Below are 17,490 nucleotides of genomic sequence, written 5' to 3'. Positions count from 1 at the left end.
TTGGAACTGATCATGACCACATTTCGGGCACAGCGGCAGCACATCCGGTGTGTAAACGGCTAAGTGGAAGTGGCACTTCTCGCACACAAGATTGCCCAGCCCAACCACTTCACCGCTGTGATAAACCCCGTGATGGCTCAGATCCTGGAACACTTCGCGCCATTCGAGCTGCGTTTTATCGGTAATATCGGCCAGTTCCTGCCAGATACTCTCCTTGATAACCCGCATAAAGACGCTGTCTGTCTCCTCATCGAGACTTTCTTCATAACTGAGTGCAAACTCTTCCAGGTCGCGTCTGACGGCCCTTGTGAGTTCCTCCACCTCGGTTCGGGTTAACTCCCCGGTCTGCATAACTCGCTGACGCGCCTGCTCCACCAACGCGTCGATATCGCGTTCGCCGTTACGCAGACGTTCGCTGAGTGACGTCACCAGTTCACGGTAATATTGAGCAACCTTGTTCATCGCTTCGCCTCCTGGGTCGTTAACTGTCTATAATAATAGACGTTATTTACGCTACGCTTTGCAAGACTGTCCACAGAGTGTGTAAATTCGTGTCAGAATTATCCTTGCGGGAATTCAACGCTGAATGCGCGAAAGGCTGTTTTGACGCGGGCGTTTGGGCTATGCTATGCGGATCTGAAACACCACATCTAGAGCTACGTTTGTAGCTGTATTGAAAACAGGACCACTGGCTGCCATGCAAGAGCAATACCGCCCGGAAGAGATAGAATCCAAAGTACAGCTTCACTGGGATGAGAAGCGCACATTTGAAGTTACCGAAGACGAGAGCAAAGAGAAGTATTACTGCCTGTCTATGCTTCCCTATCCTTCTGGTCGACTACACATGGGCCACGTACGTAACTACACCATCGGTGACGTGATCGCCCGCTACCAGCGCATGCTGGGCAAAAACGTACTGCAGCCCATTGGCTGGGATGCGTTCGGCCTGCCTGCGGAAGGTGCGGCGGTAAAAAACAATACCGCGCCAGCACCGTGGACGTACGACAACATCGCGTACATGAAAAACCAGCTCAAAATGCTGGGCTTTGGTTACGACTGGAGCCGTGAGCTGGCGACCTGCACCCCGGAATATTACCGCTGGGAACAGAAGTTCTTCACCGAACTGTACAAAAAAGGTCTGGTATACAAGAAAACCTCTGCGGTGAACTGGTGCCCTAACGACCAGACCGTACTGGCGAACGAACAGGTTATTGACGGCTGCTGCTGGCGCTGCGATACCAAAGTTGAGCGTAAAGAGATCCCACAGTGGTTCATCAAAATCACCGCTTACGCAGACGAACTGCTGCGTGATCTGGATAACCTGGATCACTGGCCTGACACCGTTAAAACCATGCAGCGCAACTGGATTGGCCGCTCTGAAGGTGTAGAAATCACCTTCAACGTGAACGGTTACGACAACACGCTGACCGTCTACACCACCCGTCCGGATACCTTTATGGGTGCGACCTACCTGGCCGTTGCCGCAGGTCACCCGCTGGCGCAAAAAGCGGCGGCAAATAACCCGGAACTGGCTGCCTTCATTGACGAATGCCGTAACACCAAGGTTGCTGAAGCCGAAATGGCGACCATGGAGAAGAAGGGCGTCGATACCGGCTTTAAAGCGGTTCATCCGCTGACTGGCGAAGAAATCCCGGTTTGGGCGGCAAACTTCGTCCTGATGGAATACGGCACCGGTGCGGTGATGGCCGTTCCGGGTCACGATCAGCGCGACTACGAATTTGCCACCAAGTATGGCCTGTCCATCAAGCCGGTAATTCTGACTTCTGAAGGCGCAGAGCCGGATTTGTCCGAGCAGGCACTGACCGAAAAAGGCGTGCTGTTTAACTCCGGTGAGTTTGACGGCCTGGCCTTCGAAGACGCGTTCAACGCCATTGCCGACAAGCTGGTCGCTCTGGGTGTCGGTGAGCGTAAAGTTAACTACCGTCTGCGCGACTGGGGTGTTTCCCGTCAGCGTTACTGGGGCGCGCCAATTCCGATGGTGACGCTGGAAGACGGTACCGTACTGCCGACACCAGAAGATCAACTGCCGGTAATTCTGCCAGAAGATGTCGTCATGGACGGTATCACTAGCCCGATCAAAGCCGATCCGGAGTGGGCGAAAACCACCGTTAACGGTATGCCTGCCCTGCGTGAAACCGACACCTTCGATACCTTTATGGAGTCCTCCTGGTACTACGCGCGCTACACCTGCCCGCAGTACAACGAAGGCATGCTGGACCCAGAAGCGGCAAACTACTGGCTGCCGGTTGATATCTACATTGGCGGTATTGAACACGCCATCATGCACCTGCTCTACTTCCGCTTCTTCCACAAACTGATGCGCGACGCGGGCATGGTCAACTCTGACGAACCGGCTAAACAGCTGCTGTGTCAGGGAATGGTGCTGGCCGATGCGTTCTACTACGTTGGCGCAAACGGCGAACGCAACTGGGTTTCTCCGGTTGACGCCATCGTTGAGCGCGACGAAAAAGGTCGTATCGTTAAGGCGAAGGATGCTGAAGGCCATGAACTGGTGTATACCGGCATGAGCAAAATGTCCAAGTCCAAAAACAACGGTATCGACCCGCAGGTCATGGTTGAGCGCTACGGCGCGGACACCGTGCGTCTGTTCATGATGTTCGCCTCTCCGGCTGATATGACCCTGGAATGGCAGGAATCCGGCGTAGAAGGGGCAAACCGCTTCCTGAAGCGTGTCTGGAAACTGGTTTATGAGCACACTTCACAGGGTGATGCTCCGGCGCTGAACGTTGCTGCACTGACGGAAGATCAAAAAGCGCTGCGTCGCGACGTGCACAAAACCATTGCTAAAGTGACTGATGATATCGGTCGCCGTCAGACCTTTAACACCGCAATTGCGGCGATTATGGAACTGATGAACAAGCTGGCGAAAGCACCGCAGGAAGACGAGCAGGACCGTGCCCTGATGCAGGAAGCGCTGCTGGCCGTTGTACGCATGCTCAACCCGTTCACCCCACACGTTTGCTTCACCCTGTGGCAGGCGCTGAAAGGCGAAGGCGATATCGACAATGCGCCGTGGCCGGTAGCTGATGACGCCGCAATGGTTGAAGACTCAACGCTGGTTGTGGTTCAGGTAAACGGCAAAGTACGTGGCAAAATCACCGTTCCGGTAAACGCCACTGAAGAGCAGGTTCGTGAACGTGCTGGCCAGGAGCCTCTGGTGGCAAAATATCTTGATGGCGTTACCGTACGTAAAGTGATTTATGTACCGGGTAAACTCCTCAATCTGGTCGTTGGCTAAGCGCGGGAGGAAGCGTGCGATTTCTGACAACATTGTTGTTATCTCTGGCGGTGCTGGTCACCGCCGGGTGTGGCTGGCATCTGCGTAGTACTACGCAGGTTCCCCCCACGATGAAAACCATGATTCTGGTCACGGGTGATCCGAACGGCCCGTTAAGCCGGGCGGTGCGTAATCAGTTGCGTTTGAATGGCGTTACACTGCTGGAAGACAGCTCAACGCGCAAAGACGTTCCGTCCTTACGCCTTGGCGCGGTCAGCATTTCGCAGGATACCGCCTCCGTGTTCCAGAACGGTCAAACCGCTGAATACCAGATGGTGATGTCCGTGAGTGCTTCAGTCCTGATCCCGGGCCATGATATTTACCCGATCAGCGCTAAAGTCTATCGTTCATTCTTCGACAACCCGCAAGCGGCACTGGCGAAGGATAACGAGCAGGAGATGATCGTTAAAGAGATGTACGACAAGGCGGCCGAGCAGTTGATTCGTAAACTGCCAAGCGTACATATTGCTGATGTTCAGTCATCCGGCGATGACGTCGAGCCTGCAGTGAAAACTGCAGCGCCAGCGTCCTCCTCTCCGGCGCGTGTTTCCACCACGCTGGGTAACTGATGCTCAAGTTGTACCCTGAACAACTCCGCGCACAGCTCAATGAAGGGCTGCGCGCGGCGTATTTACTCTTAGGTAACGATCCCCTCTTATTGCAGGAAAGCCAGGATGCCATCCGCCAGGCTGCCGCAACGCAAGGGTTCGAAGAACACCACGCTTTCACCCTGGACAACAGCACCGACTGGGGGGAAATTTTTTCACTCTGCCAGGCGATGAGCCTGTTTGCCAGTCGTCAAACGTTACTCCTGCAGCTGCCAGAAAATGGTCCCAATGCCGCCATTAACGAACAACTTGCCTCGCTCGTCACACTGCTACATGACGATCTGCTGCTTATTGTTCGTGGTAACAAGCTGACCAAAGCCCAGGAAAACGCCGCATGGTATACCGGACTGGCGAATAACGCGGTACTGGTCAGTTGCCAGACACCTGAACAGGCACAGCTTCCGCGTTGGGTAGCCGCAAGGGCGAAACATCATAATCTGCAGTTGGATGACGCTGCCAACCAGCTCTTATGCTATTGCTACGAAGGCAATCTGCTAGCGTTAGCGCAGGCGCTGGAGCGGTTGTCGCTACTTTGGCCTGACGGTAAATTAACATTGCCTCGTGTGGAGCAAGCCGTTAACGATGCCGCGCACTTTACCCCGTTTCACTGGGTGGACGCGCTGCTGATGGGCAAAAGCAAACGCGCGCTGCATATTCTGCAACAGCTCCGTCTTGAAGGCAGTGAACCCGTTATTTTGTTACGTACTCTGCAGCGGGAATTATTACTGCTGGTGAACCTGAAACGGCAGTCGGCCCATACCCCATTACGGGCATTGTTTGACAAACATCGGGTATGGCAAAATCGCCGTGGCATGATGGGAGAAGCGTTAAACCGGCTGACTCCCACGCAGTTACGTCAGGCGGTCACGCTGTTAACACGTACGGAAATTACGCTTAAACAAGACTATGGTCAGTCAGTGTGGGCAGAGCTTGAGGGACTTTCCCTGTTGCTTTGCCATAAATCACTGGCAGATGTTTTTATTGATGGTTGATATGAAATCATTGCAGGCTCTGTTCGGCGGCACCTTTGATCCGGTGCATTATGGTCATCTGAAACCCGTTGAAATTCTGGCTAATCTGATTGGCCTCTCTCGGGTCATTGTCATGCCCAATAACGTGCCACCACATCGTGCGCAACCGGAAGCCTCCAGCGCCCAGCGTAAACATATGCTTGAGCTGGCCATTGCCGACAAACCTTTGTTTTCACTGGATGAACGCGAGCTAAAACGCGATACCGCCTCGTACACCGCGCAAACGCTGCAAGAGTGGCGTGTGGAACAAGGCCCGGATGCACCGCTGGCATTCATTATTGGTCAGGATTCACTGCTGACCTTTCCTTCCTGGCATGACTACGACACGATTCTGGACAACACCCATCTTATCGTGTGCCGACGTCCGGGTTACCCGCTCGAAATGGCACAGGAACAGCACCAGCAGTGGCTGGAAAATCATCTGACCCATACGGCAGATGATCTGCATAATCTGCCGGCAGGTAAGATTTACCTTGCCGAAACGCCGTGGTTCAATATCTCCGCCACGCTTATCCGCGAACGCCTGGAAAAAGGCGAGCCGTGCGACGACTTACTGCCACGCGCCGTGCTCGACTATATCAACCAGCAGGGTTTGTACCGCTAAGCGTGTTGTTTAATGCCGCCAACAGGCGGTCATTTTCGTCCTTACTGCGAACAGCAACCCGGTAATAACGCGCGTCCAGGCCAGGGTAATTGGCACAACTGCGGATCAAAACATGTTGTTCCAGCAGTGATTTTTGCAAATCGATATCCGGTCGATCGCAGCGTAACAGCCGATAGTTAGCCCGACCGGGATAGACTGTCAGGCCGGGCAGTGTTTGCAATTGTTGATCAAATCGCTGTCCTTCCTGTGCCAGCCATTGCCACGTCGCCTGCTGGTAGGCGCTATCGCTAAGAATCAGCTCTCCCGCCAGCGCGGCAAATGCGTTAATTGACCACGGCATTTGTCGGCTGCGCATCCGTGCCACGGCCTGTTCATCGCTATTGACCAGATAACCCAGTCGCAACCCCGGTATCGCATAGAACTTGGTCAGCGAGCGAAGAACCCAAATGTGCGGATTCTCTTGTAGCCGCGGAATAAAACCTTCCTCCCCGGCAATAAAATCGATAAAGGCTTCATCCAGAATCAAGGTAATCCCCAATTCAGCGCAGCGCGTTGCTATCGCAGCAAGCAGATGACCATCGGGCAATAGCCCTGTAGGGTTGTTGGGCGTACAGAGAAAAAGGCAGTCCAGCTCTGGCGTTAACACATCAAGGATCGTGGTGGTGAGCTGCCAGCCATCCTCCTCGCGCAGCGCAAATTCATGGATCGCACATTCTCCCCATTCCAGCGCCCGGCGGTATTCAGCAAATCCAGGGGCAACAATCATCGCATGACGCGGCTTGAGCCCATTAACCAGGGTGAAGATAGATTCTGTTTCGCCATTCCCCGCGAGGATCCACGAAACAGGTATCTGGTGATGCTGCGCCAGCGCCGCATGCAACTGGGTGTAGTCAACGTCCGGGTAGCATTCAGCCCTGTCCAGATTGTCGATAAGCGCGCATTTTAAGGTTGCGGGCATACCCAGCGGGTTAATATTCGCGCTAAAATCCAGCAATTGCTCAGGCGGGATGCCCAACAATGCGGCGGCTTCTCGGGTATTACCGCCGTGCGCGCTCTTCAATAAAGACATCGTGCCGCTCCAGTTAAAAAGGGGTATTTTATTGAAAAAATCTCTGCGCAATCAGGGCAAGCATCATATTTTGTGCGAATAGCCCCAAGAGGAAAAAATGAGACTCTGGTTAGTACGTCACGGAGAAACCGAAGCCAATGTCGCTGGGTTATACAGCGGTCATGCTCCCACACCGCTAACGGAACGGGGGATTGTTCAGGCGCAATCACTGAGTGGGCTGCTACGCAATGTCCCTTTCGACAACGTTCTGTGCAGCGAACTCGAACGCGCCCGCCATACAACCCAACTGATTCTGGCGGAACGCGATGTTCCTGTGCGTGTCATGCCTGAACTTAATGAGATGTTCTTTGGCGACTGGGAAATGCGCCATCATCGCGATCTTGCGCGCGAAGACGCTGAAAATTATGCCGTATGGTGTAACGACTGGCAGAACGCAACCCCAACTAATGGCGAAGGATTTCAGGCATTTTCACAGCGTGTTGAACGTTTCATTGCTCAGCTTGCTGAATACAAAGACAGTAAAAATCTGTTGGTGGTAAGTCATCAGGGCGTGCTGAGCGTACTGGTGGCCCGGCTGCTGTCCATGCCCACGGCCGCCATGTGGCACTTTCGCATCGAACAGGGATGCTGGAGTGCCATTGATTTTTGTGACGACTTTGCAGTTCTGAAAGTTCTCAATAGTCGCGCCGTGTGGCACGAGGGTGAGTGAATGCACTGTTTTTTCTGCCGAAGGGCCTCTCTCCCATTGACACCCTATGACAGGCTGCTATTCTCCGCAACCTGACTTTTCCCGCCTTTCAGAGCTTTGCAGAAATTGTTTTACAAAAATGGCGATGCATTCTGTTGCGTGGGGTGGGATGATAGCGCACCTCAAAAGCGCTTTCGGAGACATTTGTCCCGATATCGCCTCTGGTTCAGGTATACTAACAGACGTTTTTAACTCTTTTTCACCCAGGGGGAACACTTGCAGGGTAAAGCACTCCAGGATTTTGTAATCGACAAAATTGATGACCTGAAAGGTCAAGACATCATCGCCTTAGATGTTCAGGGCAAATCCAGTATCACCGATTGCATGATTATCTGCACTGGCACGTCCAGCCGCCATGTCATGTCTATCGCCGATCACGTTGTTCAGGAGTCTCGCACCGCCGGTCTGCTGCCGCTTGGCGTAGAAGGCGAAAACGTAGCTGACTGGATCGTCGTCGATCTTGGTGATGTGATTGTCCACGTTATGCAGGAAGAGAGCCGTCGCCTGTATGAACTGGAAAAACTCTGGAGTTAATGCGTGAAGCTGCAACTTGTCGCTGTGGGTACGAAAATGCCTGACTGGGTGCAAACCGGTTTTACGGAGTACCTGCGCCGGTTTCCGAAAGACATGCCCTTTGAGCTGATCGAAATCCCGGCAGGAAAACGCGGCAAGAACGCGGACATTAAGCGCATTCTCGACAAAGAGGGTGAACAGATGCTGGCCGCCGCAGGCAAAAACCGCATCGTCACCCTTGATATCCCAGGAAAACCCTGGGACACGCCACAACTGGCGACCGAGCTGGAACGCTGGAAACTGGATGGTCGTGACGTCAGTCTGTTGATTGGCGGACCGGAAGGACTGTCCCCCGCCTGTAAAGCGGCAGCGGAGCAAAGCTGGTCACTCTCTGCATTAACCCTTCCCCACCCTCTTGTCCGGGTGCTGGTCGCAGAGAGTCTGTACAGGGCGTGGAGCATTACCACCAACCATCCTTATCACCGTGAGTGATCATTGATTCTTGAGTAGATTAAGCAGCGGATGAAACTACAGAATTCTTTTCGCGACTATACGGCTGAGTCCGCGCTGTTTGTGCGCCGGGCGCTGGTCGCTTTTTTGGGGATTTTGCTGCTCACTGGCGTGCTAATCGCCAATCTTTATAATCTGCAAATCGTTCGCTTTACTGATTATCAGACCCGTTCGAACGAGAACCGCATCAAACTGGTGCCTATCGCCCCCAGCCGTGGCATCATTTATGACCGCAACGGAATTCCCCTCGCCCTTAACCGCACCATTTATCAGATAGAAATGATGCCGGAAAAGGTCGACAACATTCAGGATACGCTCGACGCGCTGCGTAACGTCGTCGATCTGACGGACGATGACATTGCCGCCTTCAAAAAAGAGCGCGCCCGTTCACACCGCTTCACCTCTATTCCGGTAAAAACCAACCTGACTGAAGTTCAGGTCGCACGCTTTGCCGTGAATCAGTATCGTTTTCCTGGCGTCGAAGTTAAAGGCTATAAACGCCGCTATTACCCCTACGGCTCTGCACTGACCCACGTGATCGGCTACGTATCGAAGATCAACGATAAAGACGTTGAACGCCTGGATAAAGACGGCAAGCTGGCCAACTACGCGGCGACGCACGACATCGGTAAGCTGGGTATTGAACGTTATTACGAAGACGTACTTCATGGTCAAACCGGTTATGAAGAGGTTGAAGTCAATAACCGCGGCCGCGTTATTCGCCAGCTTAAAGAAGTGGCGCCGCAGGCCGGGCACGATATCTATCTGACGCTTGATTTGAAACTCCAGCAATACATTGAAACGCTGCTGGCGGGTAGCCGTGCCGCCGTCGTGGTCACAGACCCGCGTACTGGCGGTGTCCTGGCACTGGTCTCTATGCCAAGCTATGACCCGAACCTGTTTGTGGACGGCATCTCCAGCAAAGATTATTCCGGGTTACTCAATGACCCCAATACCCCACTGGTTAACCGCGCCACGCAAGGCGTTTACCCTCCGGCGTCCACGGTTAAACCTTATGTTGCGGTCTCTGCGTTAAGCGCAGGCGTTATTACCCGCAATACCGGGCTATTCGATCCGGGCTGGTGGCAATTACCCGGTTCAGAGAAACGTTACCGTGACTGGAAAAAATGGGGTCACGGTCATCTGAACATCACCCGTTCTCTGGAAGAGTCCGCTGATACGTTTTTCTATCAAATCGCCTATGATATGGGGATTGACCGTCTTTCTGAGTGGATGAGCAAATTTGGTTACGGCCATTATACGGGCATCGATCTCGCTGAAGAGCGCGCGGGTAACATGCCAACCCGCGAGTGGAAGCAAAAACGGTTTAAAAAGCCCTGGTACCAGGGTGATACAATCCCTGTCGGTATCGGTCAGGGCTACTGGACAGCAACGCCTATCCAGATGAGCAAAGCGCTGATGATCCTCATCAACGACGGCATGGTGAAAGTCCCTCATCTGCTGATGAGCACAGCGGAAAACGGCAAGCAAGTGCCGTGGGTACAGCCACATGAGCCTCCTGTCGGTGACATTCATTCTGGCTACTGGGAAATCGCCAAAGACGGTATGTACGGTGTAGCGAATCGCCCTAATGGGACTGCGCACAAGTATTTTGCTGGCGCACCCTACAAAATTGCGGCGAAATCCGGTACCGCGCAGGTATTTGGCCTGAAAGCCAATGAAACCTATAACGCACATAAGATCGCCGAACGTTTACGTGACCACAAACTGATGACTGCATTCGCGCCCTATGACAAACCCGAGGTCGCTGTCGCGATGATCCTCGAAAACGGTGGGGCCGGTCCGGCTGTAGGTACACTCATGCGCCAGATCCTTGACCACATTATGTTGGGTGACAACAACACCAATCTGCCTGCTGAAAACCCGGCGGTTGCAGCAGGTGAGGACCAATAATCGTGACGGATAATCCGAACAAAAAAACATTCTGGGACAAAATTCATATCGATCCCACAATGTTGCTTATCTTGCTGGCTCTGCTGGTCTACAGCTCGCTGGTCATCTGGAGCGCCAGCGGCCAGGATATTGGCATGATGGAACGTAAGGTCGGCCAGATCGCTATGGGGCTGGTCATCATGGTGGTGATGGCGCAAATTCCTCCCAGAGTCTATGAAGGTTGGGCGCCGTACCTCTATATCTTCTGTATCATCCTGTTGGTTGCTGTCGATGCCTTCGGCGCCATTTCCAAAGGTGCACAACGTTGGCTGGATTTGGGAATCGTGCGTTTTCAGCCCTCGGAAATCGCCAAGATAGCCGTCCCGCTGATGGTGGCGCGCTTTATCAACCGCGATGTCTGCCCACCTTCGCTGAAGAATACGGCTATAGCGCTGGTGCTCATTTTTATGCCCACGCTGCTGGTTGCCGCGCAGCCTGACCTCGGCACCTCAATCCTGGTTGCGCTTTCCGGCCTGTTTGTCTTGTTCCTCTCCGGCTTGAGCTGGCGTTTAATCGGCGTTGCTGTGGTTCTGGTGGCCGCATTTATTCCAATACTGTGGTTCTTCCTGATGCATGATTACCAGCGACAACGCGTGATGATGCTTCTCGACCCGGAAACCGATCCGCTGGGCGCGGGCTATCACATTATTCAGTCTAAAATTGCTATTGGTTCAGGTGGGCTACGCGGCAAAGGCTGGTTGCATGGTACGCAGTCGCAGTTGGAGTTTTTGCCCGAACGTCATACTGACTTTATCTTTGCAGTACTGGCGGAAGAGCTGGGTCTGGTAGGGATTTTAATCCTGCTTGCCCTGTACATTTTGCTGATTATGCGCGGATTGTGGATCGCCGCCCACGCACAAACGACCTTTGGTCGCGTCATGGCCGGTGGTTTAATGTTGATATTATTCGTTTATGTCTTCGTAAATATTGGTATGGTGAGCGGTATTCTGCCTGTAGTTGGGGTTCCACTCCCACTGGTCAGTTACGGAGGCTCTGCACTAATCGTGCTGATGGCCGGGTTCGGGATTGTCATGTCGATCCACACCCATAGAAAAATGTTGTCAAAAAGCGTGTAAGGGGTACGCAATGCGTAAGCAGTGGATTGGAATCTGCATCGCAGCAGGAATGCTCGCGGCGTGTTCAAGTGATGATGGTCAGCAACAGGCTGCCGTCGCGCCGCAACCTGCGGTGTGTAATGGTCCGATTGTTGAAATCAGCGGAGCCGATCCGCGTTTTGAACCCCTGAACCCAACGGCGAATCAGGACTATCAGCGTGACGGTAAGAGCTACAAGATAGTCCAGGATCCCTCCCGCTTTAGCCAGGCTGGACTGGCCGCCATTTACGATGCGGAGCCAGGAAGTAATTTGACCGCATCAGGTGAAGCGTTCGACCCGATGCAGCTGACTGCTGCGCACCCGACGCTGCCCATTCCAAGCTATGCCAGAATTACTAACCTGGCAAACGGTCGAATGATCGTCGTACGCATTAACGATCGTGGTCCATATGGCAACGATCGCGTCATTTCGCTGTCGCGAGCAGCAGCCGATCGTCTGAACACATCTAACAACACGAAAGTGCGTATCGATCCTATCATTGTCGCACAGGATGGTTCTCTGTCCGGCCCAGGTATGGCCTGTACGACAGTGGCCAAACAAACCTATGCCCTGCCCTCTCGCCCTGATTTAAGCGGCGGTGGCAGCATGCCTGCTACACCGGATGCGGGTCAGCCGCAAGGAGATATCCGCCCGATCAGCAATTCCACGCTGAAAAGCGATGACCCTACCGGAGCACCAGTAAACAGCGGTGGATTCCTCGGTGCGCCGACTACGCTCGCTTCCGGCGTGCTTGAAGGTAGCGAACCGACGCCAGCGCCACAACCGGCTGCCCCTGTGACTGCCCCAGCCACAACACCGACTGTCGCAGCAGCACCAGCCGTCGCCGTTGCCACTCCGGCAGCTGCAGCCAACGGTCGTTACGTCGTTCAGGTTGGTGCGGTAAGCGAGCAGGCGCGTGCACAGCAGTATCAAAAGCGTTTAAGTCAGCAGTTTGGCGTTCCGGGCCGGGTTGTGCAAAACGGTGCCGTTTGGCGTATTCAGATGGGGCCATTCGCCAGCAAGGCTGAAGCCTCCACACTGCAGCAGCGTCTGCAATCCGAGGCGCAATTACAGTCCTTCATCACCGGCGTGTAATAACGTAAACCAGGCATCTGAATTGTCAATTTCTGTAAATGACATTAACAAAGTCACGCGGAAAGTCAGATGCCTGCCAGTTATGCATTTGCTATAGTAGGGCACTTTTTTTAATTTCACCACGGACGTCGTAGTTCAGACCATGAAGACCACTTTTTCCGCTCGTTTCGTGCAGCGCATGGCGCTCACCGCGGCTCTCTGCGCAGCCTCTCTTTCTGCTGCCCATGCAGATGACCTGAATATTAAAACCATGATCCCGGGTGTTCCGCAGATCGATGCGGAGTCGTATATCCTGATTGACTACAATTCAGGCAAAGTTCTCGCAGAACAAAATGCGGACTCTCGCCGTGACCCCGCCAGCCTGACCAAAATGATGACCAGCTACGTCATCGGCCAGGCGATGAAAGCCGGGAAATTCAAAGAAACCGATCTGGTCACCGTCGGCAACGACGCCTGGGCTACGGGCAACCCGGTGTTTAAAGGTTCATCGCTGATGTTCCTCAAACCTGGCATGCAGGTTCCTGTTTCTCAATTGATCCGTGGTATTAACCTGCAATCAGGGAACGATGCTTGCGTGGCAATGGCGGACTTCGCAGCCGGAAGCCAGGATGCTTTCGTCGGTCTGATGAACAGCTATGTGAATGCGCTGGGCCTGAAAAACACCCACTTCCAGACCGTTCATGGTCTCGATGCTGACGGTCAGTACAGCTCGGCCCGTGACATGGCACTGATTGGTCAGGCGCTAATTCGCGACGTGCCCAACGAATACTCTATCTATAAAGAAAAAGAGTTCACCTTTAACGGTATCCGCCAGCTCAACCGTAACGGTCTGCTGTGGGATAACAGCCTGAATGTTGACGGTATCAAAACCGGCCACACTGACAAAGCTGGCTATAACCTCGTTGCATCCGCAACCGAAGGCCAGATGCGTCTGATCTCCGCCGTGATGGGTGGTCGCACCTATAAAGGCCGCGAAACTGAAAGTAAAAAACTGCTGACCTGGGGCTTCCGTTTCTTTGAAACCGTGAACCCGCTGAAAGTCGGCAAAGAGTTTGCTTCAGAACCGGCCTGGTTTGGTAATACCGATCGTGCGTCATTAGGTGTCGATAAAGACGTGTACCTGACTATTCCACGCGGCCGCATGAAAGATCTGAAAGCCAGCTATGTTCTGAACACCACGGAACTGCATGCACCGCTGCAGAAAAACCAGGTTGTCGGCACCATCAACTTCCAGCTTGATGGCAAAACCATTGAACAGCGTCCGCTGGTGGTTCTGCAGGAAATCCCGGAAGGCAACTTCTTTGGTAAAATCATTGATTACATTAAATTAATGTTCCATCACTGGTTTGGCTAAAAATCGAACACTTGAAAGTGTGATTTACGTCCCCATATACTAGGTATCCAGATAACTCCCACGCGCCGTGGGAGTTATTATTTTTTGATGTAACGCCGGAGCTGACATGAAAACCAAACTTAACGAACTGCTTGAATTCCCTACTCCATTTACTTACAAAGTAATGGGGCAGGCGTTGCCTGAGCTGGTTGATCAGGTGGTTGAAGTGGTACAGCGCCATGCGCCAGGTGATTACTCCCCAACGGTAAAACCGAGCAGCAAAGGCAATTACCACTCGGTCTCTATCACTATTAATGCGACACACATTGAGCAGGTTGAAACACTGTACGAAGAATTAGGTAATATCGATATCGTACGTATGGTGCTGTAAAAGCCTGTCGGTTACCCGCTGCATCCCCGCTCGGGTAACCCCTCCCCCCTGTGATATACTTTTCCCCTCTTTAACATTCTCTACTCTATGTGAGTATCTACGGAGATGCCGTTTTGTATCAGGATAAAATTCTTGTCCGCCAGCTCGGTCTTCAGCCCTACGAGCCAGTCTCTCTGGCCATGCACGAATTCACCGATACCCGCGATGAAAATAGTCATGATGAAATCTGGCTGGTAGAGCATTATCCTGTCTTTACCCAGGGTCAGGCCGGTAAAGCAGAGCACGTACTGATGCCCGGTGATATTCCCGTTATCCAGAGCGATCGGGGCGGTCAGGTGACATACCACGGACCCGGCCAGCAGGTTATGTATGTTCTGTTGAATCTCAAACGCCGCAAACTGGGCGTGCGTGAACTGGTAACACTGCTGGAACAAACCGTGGTGAATACGCTTGCGGAGATAGGTATTGACGCTCATCCGCGCGCTGATGCGCCTGGCGTATACGTCGGGGAGAAGAAAATCTGCTCTTTGGGGTTACGTATCCGTAGAGGATGTTCGTTTCACGGCTTAGCGCTCAACGTGGATATGGATTTGTCGCCTTTCCTGCGTATCAATCCTTGTGGTTACGCCGGAATGGAGATGGCGAAAGTATCGCAGTGGGATAGCGCAGCCACGACCGAGAGCGTGCGTCCTCGTCTGCTGGCTAACATTTTAGCGCTGTTGGGCAATCCCCCCCACGAGTACATCGCAGACTGAAAAACAGGTTATCGTTTGCCGCAGCATATGTTGTGGCAAATGGCACAAAACAACAACTATTTTACATTTTGCCAGCCTGTCAGGCTGCTTTCTGGCCCGTTTCAATGATATACTGCGTATCACTAATTCAAAAATAGTTGATAAATGCAACATTCCCTTGAATTGAAACGCTTTCCTTCGTAATTCGCAACTGGAACACGCAAGCTATGAGTAAACCCATTGTGATGGAACGCGGTGTTAAATACCGCGATGCCGATAAGATGGCTCTTATCCCGGTAAAAAATGTAGCAACAGAGCGCGAAGCCCTGCTGCGTAAGCCGGAATGGATGAAAATAAAACTGCCAGCGGACTCCACTCGCATCCAGGGTATCAAAGCAGCGATGCGCAAAAATGGCCTGCACTCTGTCTGCGAAGAAGCGTCCTGCCCTAACCTGGCAGAATGTTTCAACCACGGGACCGCGACCTTTATGATCCTCGGCGCAATCTGTACCCGCCGTTGCCCATTCTGTGACGTCGCCCACGGTCGCCCGGTTGCCCCTGATGCTAACGAACCGTTAAAACTGGCCCAGACGATTGCGGACATGGCGCTACGCTATGTTGTCATTACCTCCGTTGACCGCGACGATCTACGCGATGGTGGCGCTCAGCATTTCGCGGATTGTATCACCGCAATCCGTGAGAAAAGCCCGTCGATTAAAATCGAAACGCTGGTACCTGACTTCCGTGGTCGTATGGATCGTGCGCTGGATATCCTCACGGCCACCCCGCCAGACGTGTTTAACCATAACCTCGAGAACGTTCCGCGTATTTACCGTAACGTACGCCCTGGGGCTGATTACAACTGGTCACTGAAGCTTCTGGAACGTTTCAAGGAAGCGCACCCTGAGATCCCAACCAAATCCGGTCTGATGGTGGGTCTGGGTGAAACCAATGCTGAAATCATTGAGGTTATGCGTGACCTGCGCAGCCATGGCGTGACCATGCTGACGCTGGGGCAGTATTTACAGCCAAGCCGTCACCACCTGCCGGTTCAGCGCTATGTAAGCCCGGACGAGTTTGATGAGATGAAGGCTGAAGCCATGGCAATGGGCTTTACCCATGCAGCCTGCGGCCCATTTGTTCGTTCTTCTTATCATGCGGACATGCAGGCGAAAGGGCTGGAAGTGAAGTAATCGTGTAATACTCACTTACATTTCAGCAATAAAAAAACCGGCAATTGCCGGTTTTTTTTCATGCAGAGTATGCAGTATGAGCATCGTGCTCCTGACATTACTCTTTATGGGAAAGCTTCTCAGTCTGAACGCTACCGTCAGCATCTTTCTTAGCATCGGCATTATCATCGTTCATCGCTTTCTTGAAGCCTTTAATTGCCGTTCCCAGGTCTCCACCCAGTGTACGTAACTTCTTGGTACCAAACAGCAGAACGACCAGTGCGGCAACCACCAGCAGTTTGGTAATACTAATCTCACCCATAGATACCTTCTTAACTTAAACCAGGCTGCATAAAGCGCCATATTAACCTGAGAATATTAACGGCCTTTCGACGCGCGCACACAATAGCAATCTGTAACAAGGTGAATCAAGCCTTGTTTAAAAAAACGTCATAATAATTGCGGTGGCGCAAAGCGGCGGTTACGTAACACAGGAAGTTGCGCCCTGACCTGCCTCACCCGCTCAGCAGAAACCTCCGTCATTATCAGCGCAGGCGTTTCCGCCGCAGCGGCAATCGTCACGCCAAACGGATCGATGACCCGGCTTTGACCTATATTCTTGTTACCACACTCCCCCGCAGCAATCACATAACAGGTTGCATCCAGAGCTCTTGCCGCCAACAGCGTTGTCCAATGATGCTCTTTGAGCGATCCTCGCACCCAGGCCGCCGGTAAGACCAGGATTTCAGCCCCCTGTAACGCGAGCGCCAATGCCAGCTCAGGAAAGCGCAGGTCATAGCAGGTCATTAACCCTACCCTTAATCCGTCTACGTCCAGCAATGGCGCTACAGCCTCACCTGCATCGACATTCCGCGACTCCTGAATCGAAAAGGCATCATAGAGATGTAATTTTGCGTAATGGGCGATAACCCGACCTCTCCGTAGCGCAACCAGCATGTTCAACGCCCGGCCAGGTACAGAGGGAACATGAATCGTCAGAATCGTCGTCATCTCATTTTGCGCACTCTCTTGCTGTAACCGCGTCAGAAAACCGCCTTCCAGTAGCTGGGCTGACTTCACCGATAGATCGGGGTCGAGATCGTCACGGGCCAACAGCGCTTCCGGCAGCACCAACAGAGATGCGCCTTCTCCTGCGGCCTGAGACATCAACTGGACACACGTTTCCGCATTTTTTTCCCACGAGGGGCCCACGGCAAATTGCCCTGCTGCAACAAACATATTCCCTCCAGAAAAATGGGTTAAGCTCGCCAACAACGATTATTCAGCGTTACACTCACGCTATATACAATCAAAT

The 17,490-nt window shown here is 52.9% G+C and carries 18 protein-coding genes; 14 read left to right on the top strand and 4 right to left on the bottom strand.

Going from position 1 to position 17,490, the window contains the following annotated elements:
• Positions 1–462: zinc ribbon-containing protein (locus JTI85_RS07350; RefSeq protein WP_219352357.1), on the bottom strand; the 462-nt coding region annotated here is incomplete at its 3' end.
• A 235-nt stretch (positions 463–697) separates the two neighbouring features.
• Here JTI85_RS07350 and leuS point away from each other — a divergent pair.
• The 4 genes from leuS to nadD are packed head-to-tail and all read left to right on the top strand — an operon-like array spanning position 698 to position 5,562.
• Positions 698–3,280 (top strand): leucine--tRNA ligase, encoded by a 2,583-nt coding sequence (gene leuS / locus JTI85_RS07345; RefSeq protein ID WP_086523620.1) that lies wholly within the window; start codon positions 698–700, stop codon positions 3,278–3,280.
• Positions 3,281–3,294: 14 nt separating this feature from the next.
• Complete coding sequence (gene lptE / locus JTI85_RS07340) at positions 3,295–3,888, top strand: LPS assembly lipoprotein LptE (RefSeq protein WP_048212293.1); 594 nt, start codon at positions 3,295–3,297, stop codon at positions 3,886–3,888.
• On the top strand, positions 3,888–4,919 hold the full coding sequence (gene holA / locus JTI85_RS07335) for a DNA polymerase III subunit delta (protein ID WP_115600775.1): 1,032 nt from the start codon (positions 3,888–3,890) through the stop codon (positions 4,917–4,919). Before lptE ends, holA begins: the two co-directional genes overlap by 1 nt.
• A 1-nt stretch (position 4,920) precedes the next feature.
• On the top strand, positions 4,921–5,562 hold the full coding sequence (gene nadD, locus JTI85_RS07330; RefSeq protein WP_086523834.1) for a nicotinate-nucleotide adenylyltransferase: 642 nt from the start codon (positions 4,921–4,923) through the stop codon (positions 5,560–5,562).
• Here nadD and cobD read toward each other — a convergent pair.
• Positions 5,537–6,631 carry a threonine-phosphate decarboxylase CobD gene (cobD, locus tag JTI85_RS07325; RefSeq protein ID WP_219352355.1) on the bottom strand — a complete coding sequence of 365 codons (1,095 nt, stop codon included), beginning with the start codon at positions 6,629–6,631 and terminating at the stop codon, positions 5,537–5,539. The two genes, nadD and cobD, sit on opposite strands and share 26 nt — an antisense overlap.
• A 97-nt stretch (positions 6,632–6,728) precedes the next feature.
• Here cobD and JTI85_RS07320 point away from each other — a divergent pair, with 97 nt between their 5' ends.
• The 10 genes from JTI85_RS07320 to lipA all read left to right on the top strand — a co-directional run bounded on the left by JTI85_RS07320 (position 6,729) and on the right by lipA (position 16,196).
• Positions 6,729–7,340 carry an adenosylcobalamin/alpha-ribazole phosphatase gene (locus JTI85_RS07320; RefSeq protein WP_061067512.1) on the top strand — a complete coding sequence of 204 codons (612 nt, stop codon included), beginning with the start codon at positions 6,729–6,731 and terminating at the stop codon, positions 7,338–7,340.
• Between the two features lie 255 nt (positions 7,341–7,595).
• On the top strand, positions 7,596–7,913 hold the full coding sequence (gene rsfS, locus JTI85_RS07315) for a ribosome silencing factor (protein WP_003022728.1): 318 nt from the start codon (positions 7,596–7,598) through the stop codon (positions 7,911–7,913).
• Between the two features lie 3 nt (positions 7,914–7,916).
• The gene (gene rlmH / locus JTI85_RS07310) at positions 7,917–8,384 is read left to right on the top strand and encodes a 23S rRNA (pseudouridine(1915)-N(3))-methyltransferase RlmH (protein WP_003022725.1); all 468 of its coding nucleotides are present in this window, start codon (positions 7,917–7,919) and stop codon (positions 8,382–8,384) included.
• A gap of 30 nt (positions 8,385–8,414) precedes the next feature.
• The gene (mrdA, locus tag JTI85_RS07305) at positions 8,415–10,316 is read left to right on the top strand and encodes a peptidoglycan DD-transpeptidase MrdA (protein WP_048212298.1); all 1,902 of its coding nucleotides are present in this window, start codon (positions 8,415–8,417) and stop codon (positions 10,314–10,316) included.
• A gap of 2 nt (positions 10,317–10,318) precedes the next feature.
• Positions 10,319–11,431 carry a peptidoglycan glycosyltransferase MrdB gene (gene mrdB, locus JTI85_RS07300; RefSeq protein ID WP_003022718.1) on the top strand — a complete coding sequence of 371 codons (1,113 nt, stop codon included), beginning with the start codon at positions 10,319–10,321 and terminating at the stop codon, positions 11,429–11,431.
• Positions 11,432–11,441: 10 nt separating this feature from the next.
• A complete protein-coding gene (gene rlpA / locus JTI85_RS07295; RefSeq protein ID WP_116360528.1) occupies positions 11,442–12,545 on the top strand; it encodes an endolytic peptidoglycan transglycosylase RlpA in 1,104 nt (367 codons plus the stop codon).
• Between the two features lie 142 nt (positions 12,546–12,687).
• Entirely contained in the window at positions 12,688–13,899 is a 1,212-nt protein-coding gene (gene dacA, locus JTI85_RS07290) for a D-alanyl-D-alanine carboxypeptidase DacA (RefSeq protein ID WP_048212300.1), read from the top strand.
• 106 nt (positions 13,900–14,005) lie between these two features.
• Complete coding sequence (gene ybeD, locus JTI85_RS07285; RefSeq protein WP_000850547.1) at positions 14,006–14,269, top strand: DUF493 family protein YbeD; 264 nt, start codon at positions 14,006–14,008, stop codon at positions 14,267–14,269.
• Positions 14,270–14,382: 113 nt separating this feature from the next.
• Positions 14,383–15,024, top strand: a complete 642-nt coding sequence (gene lipB / locus JTI85_RS07280; RefSeq protein WP_061067510.1) for a lipoyl(octanoyl) transferase LipB — start codon at positions 14,383–14,385, stop codon at positions 15,022–15,024.
• Positions 15,025–15,230: 206 nt separating this feature from the next.
• Positions 15,231–16,196, top strand: a complete 966-nt coding sequence (gene lipA, locus JTI85_RS07275) for a lipoyl synthase (RefSeq protein WP_003022702.1) — start codon at positions 15,231–15,233, stop codon at positions 16,194–16,196.
• A 97-nt stretch (positions 16,197–16,293) separates the two neighbouring features.
• Here the strand turns inward: lipA and tatE are convergent, their stop codons facing one another.
• Positions 16,294–16,497, bottom strand: coding sequence for a twin-arginine translocase subunit TatE (gene tatE, locus JTI85_RS07270; protein ID WP_048212302.1), 204 nt, complete (start codon positions 16,495–16,497; stop codon positions 16,294–16,296).
• Between the two features lie 128 nt (positions 16,498–16,625).
• Positions 16,626–17,414, bottom strand: coding sequence for a deaminated glutathione amidase (locus JTI85_RS07265; protein WP_219352353.1), 789 nt, complete (start codon positions 17,412–17,414; stop codon positions 16,626–16,628).
• Positions 17,415–17,490: the final 76 nt, after the last annotated feature.

It is taken from the genome of Citrobacter sp. Colony219, assembly GCF_019382635.1.
In the GTDB taxonomy this organism is placed as follows: domain Bacteria; phylum Pseudomonadota; class Gammaproteobacteria; order Enterobacterales; family Enterobacteriaceae; genus Citrobacter; species Citrobacter youngae.
This window is presented reverse-complemented; position numbering and strand designations above follow the sequence as displayed.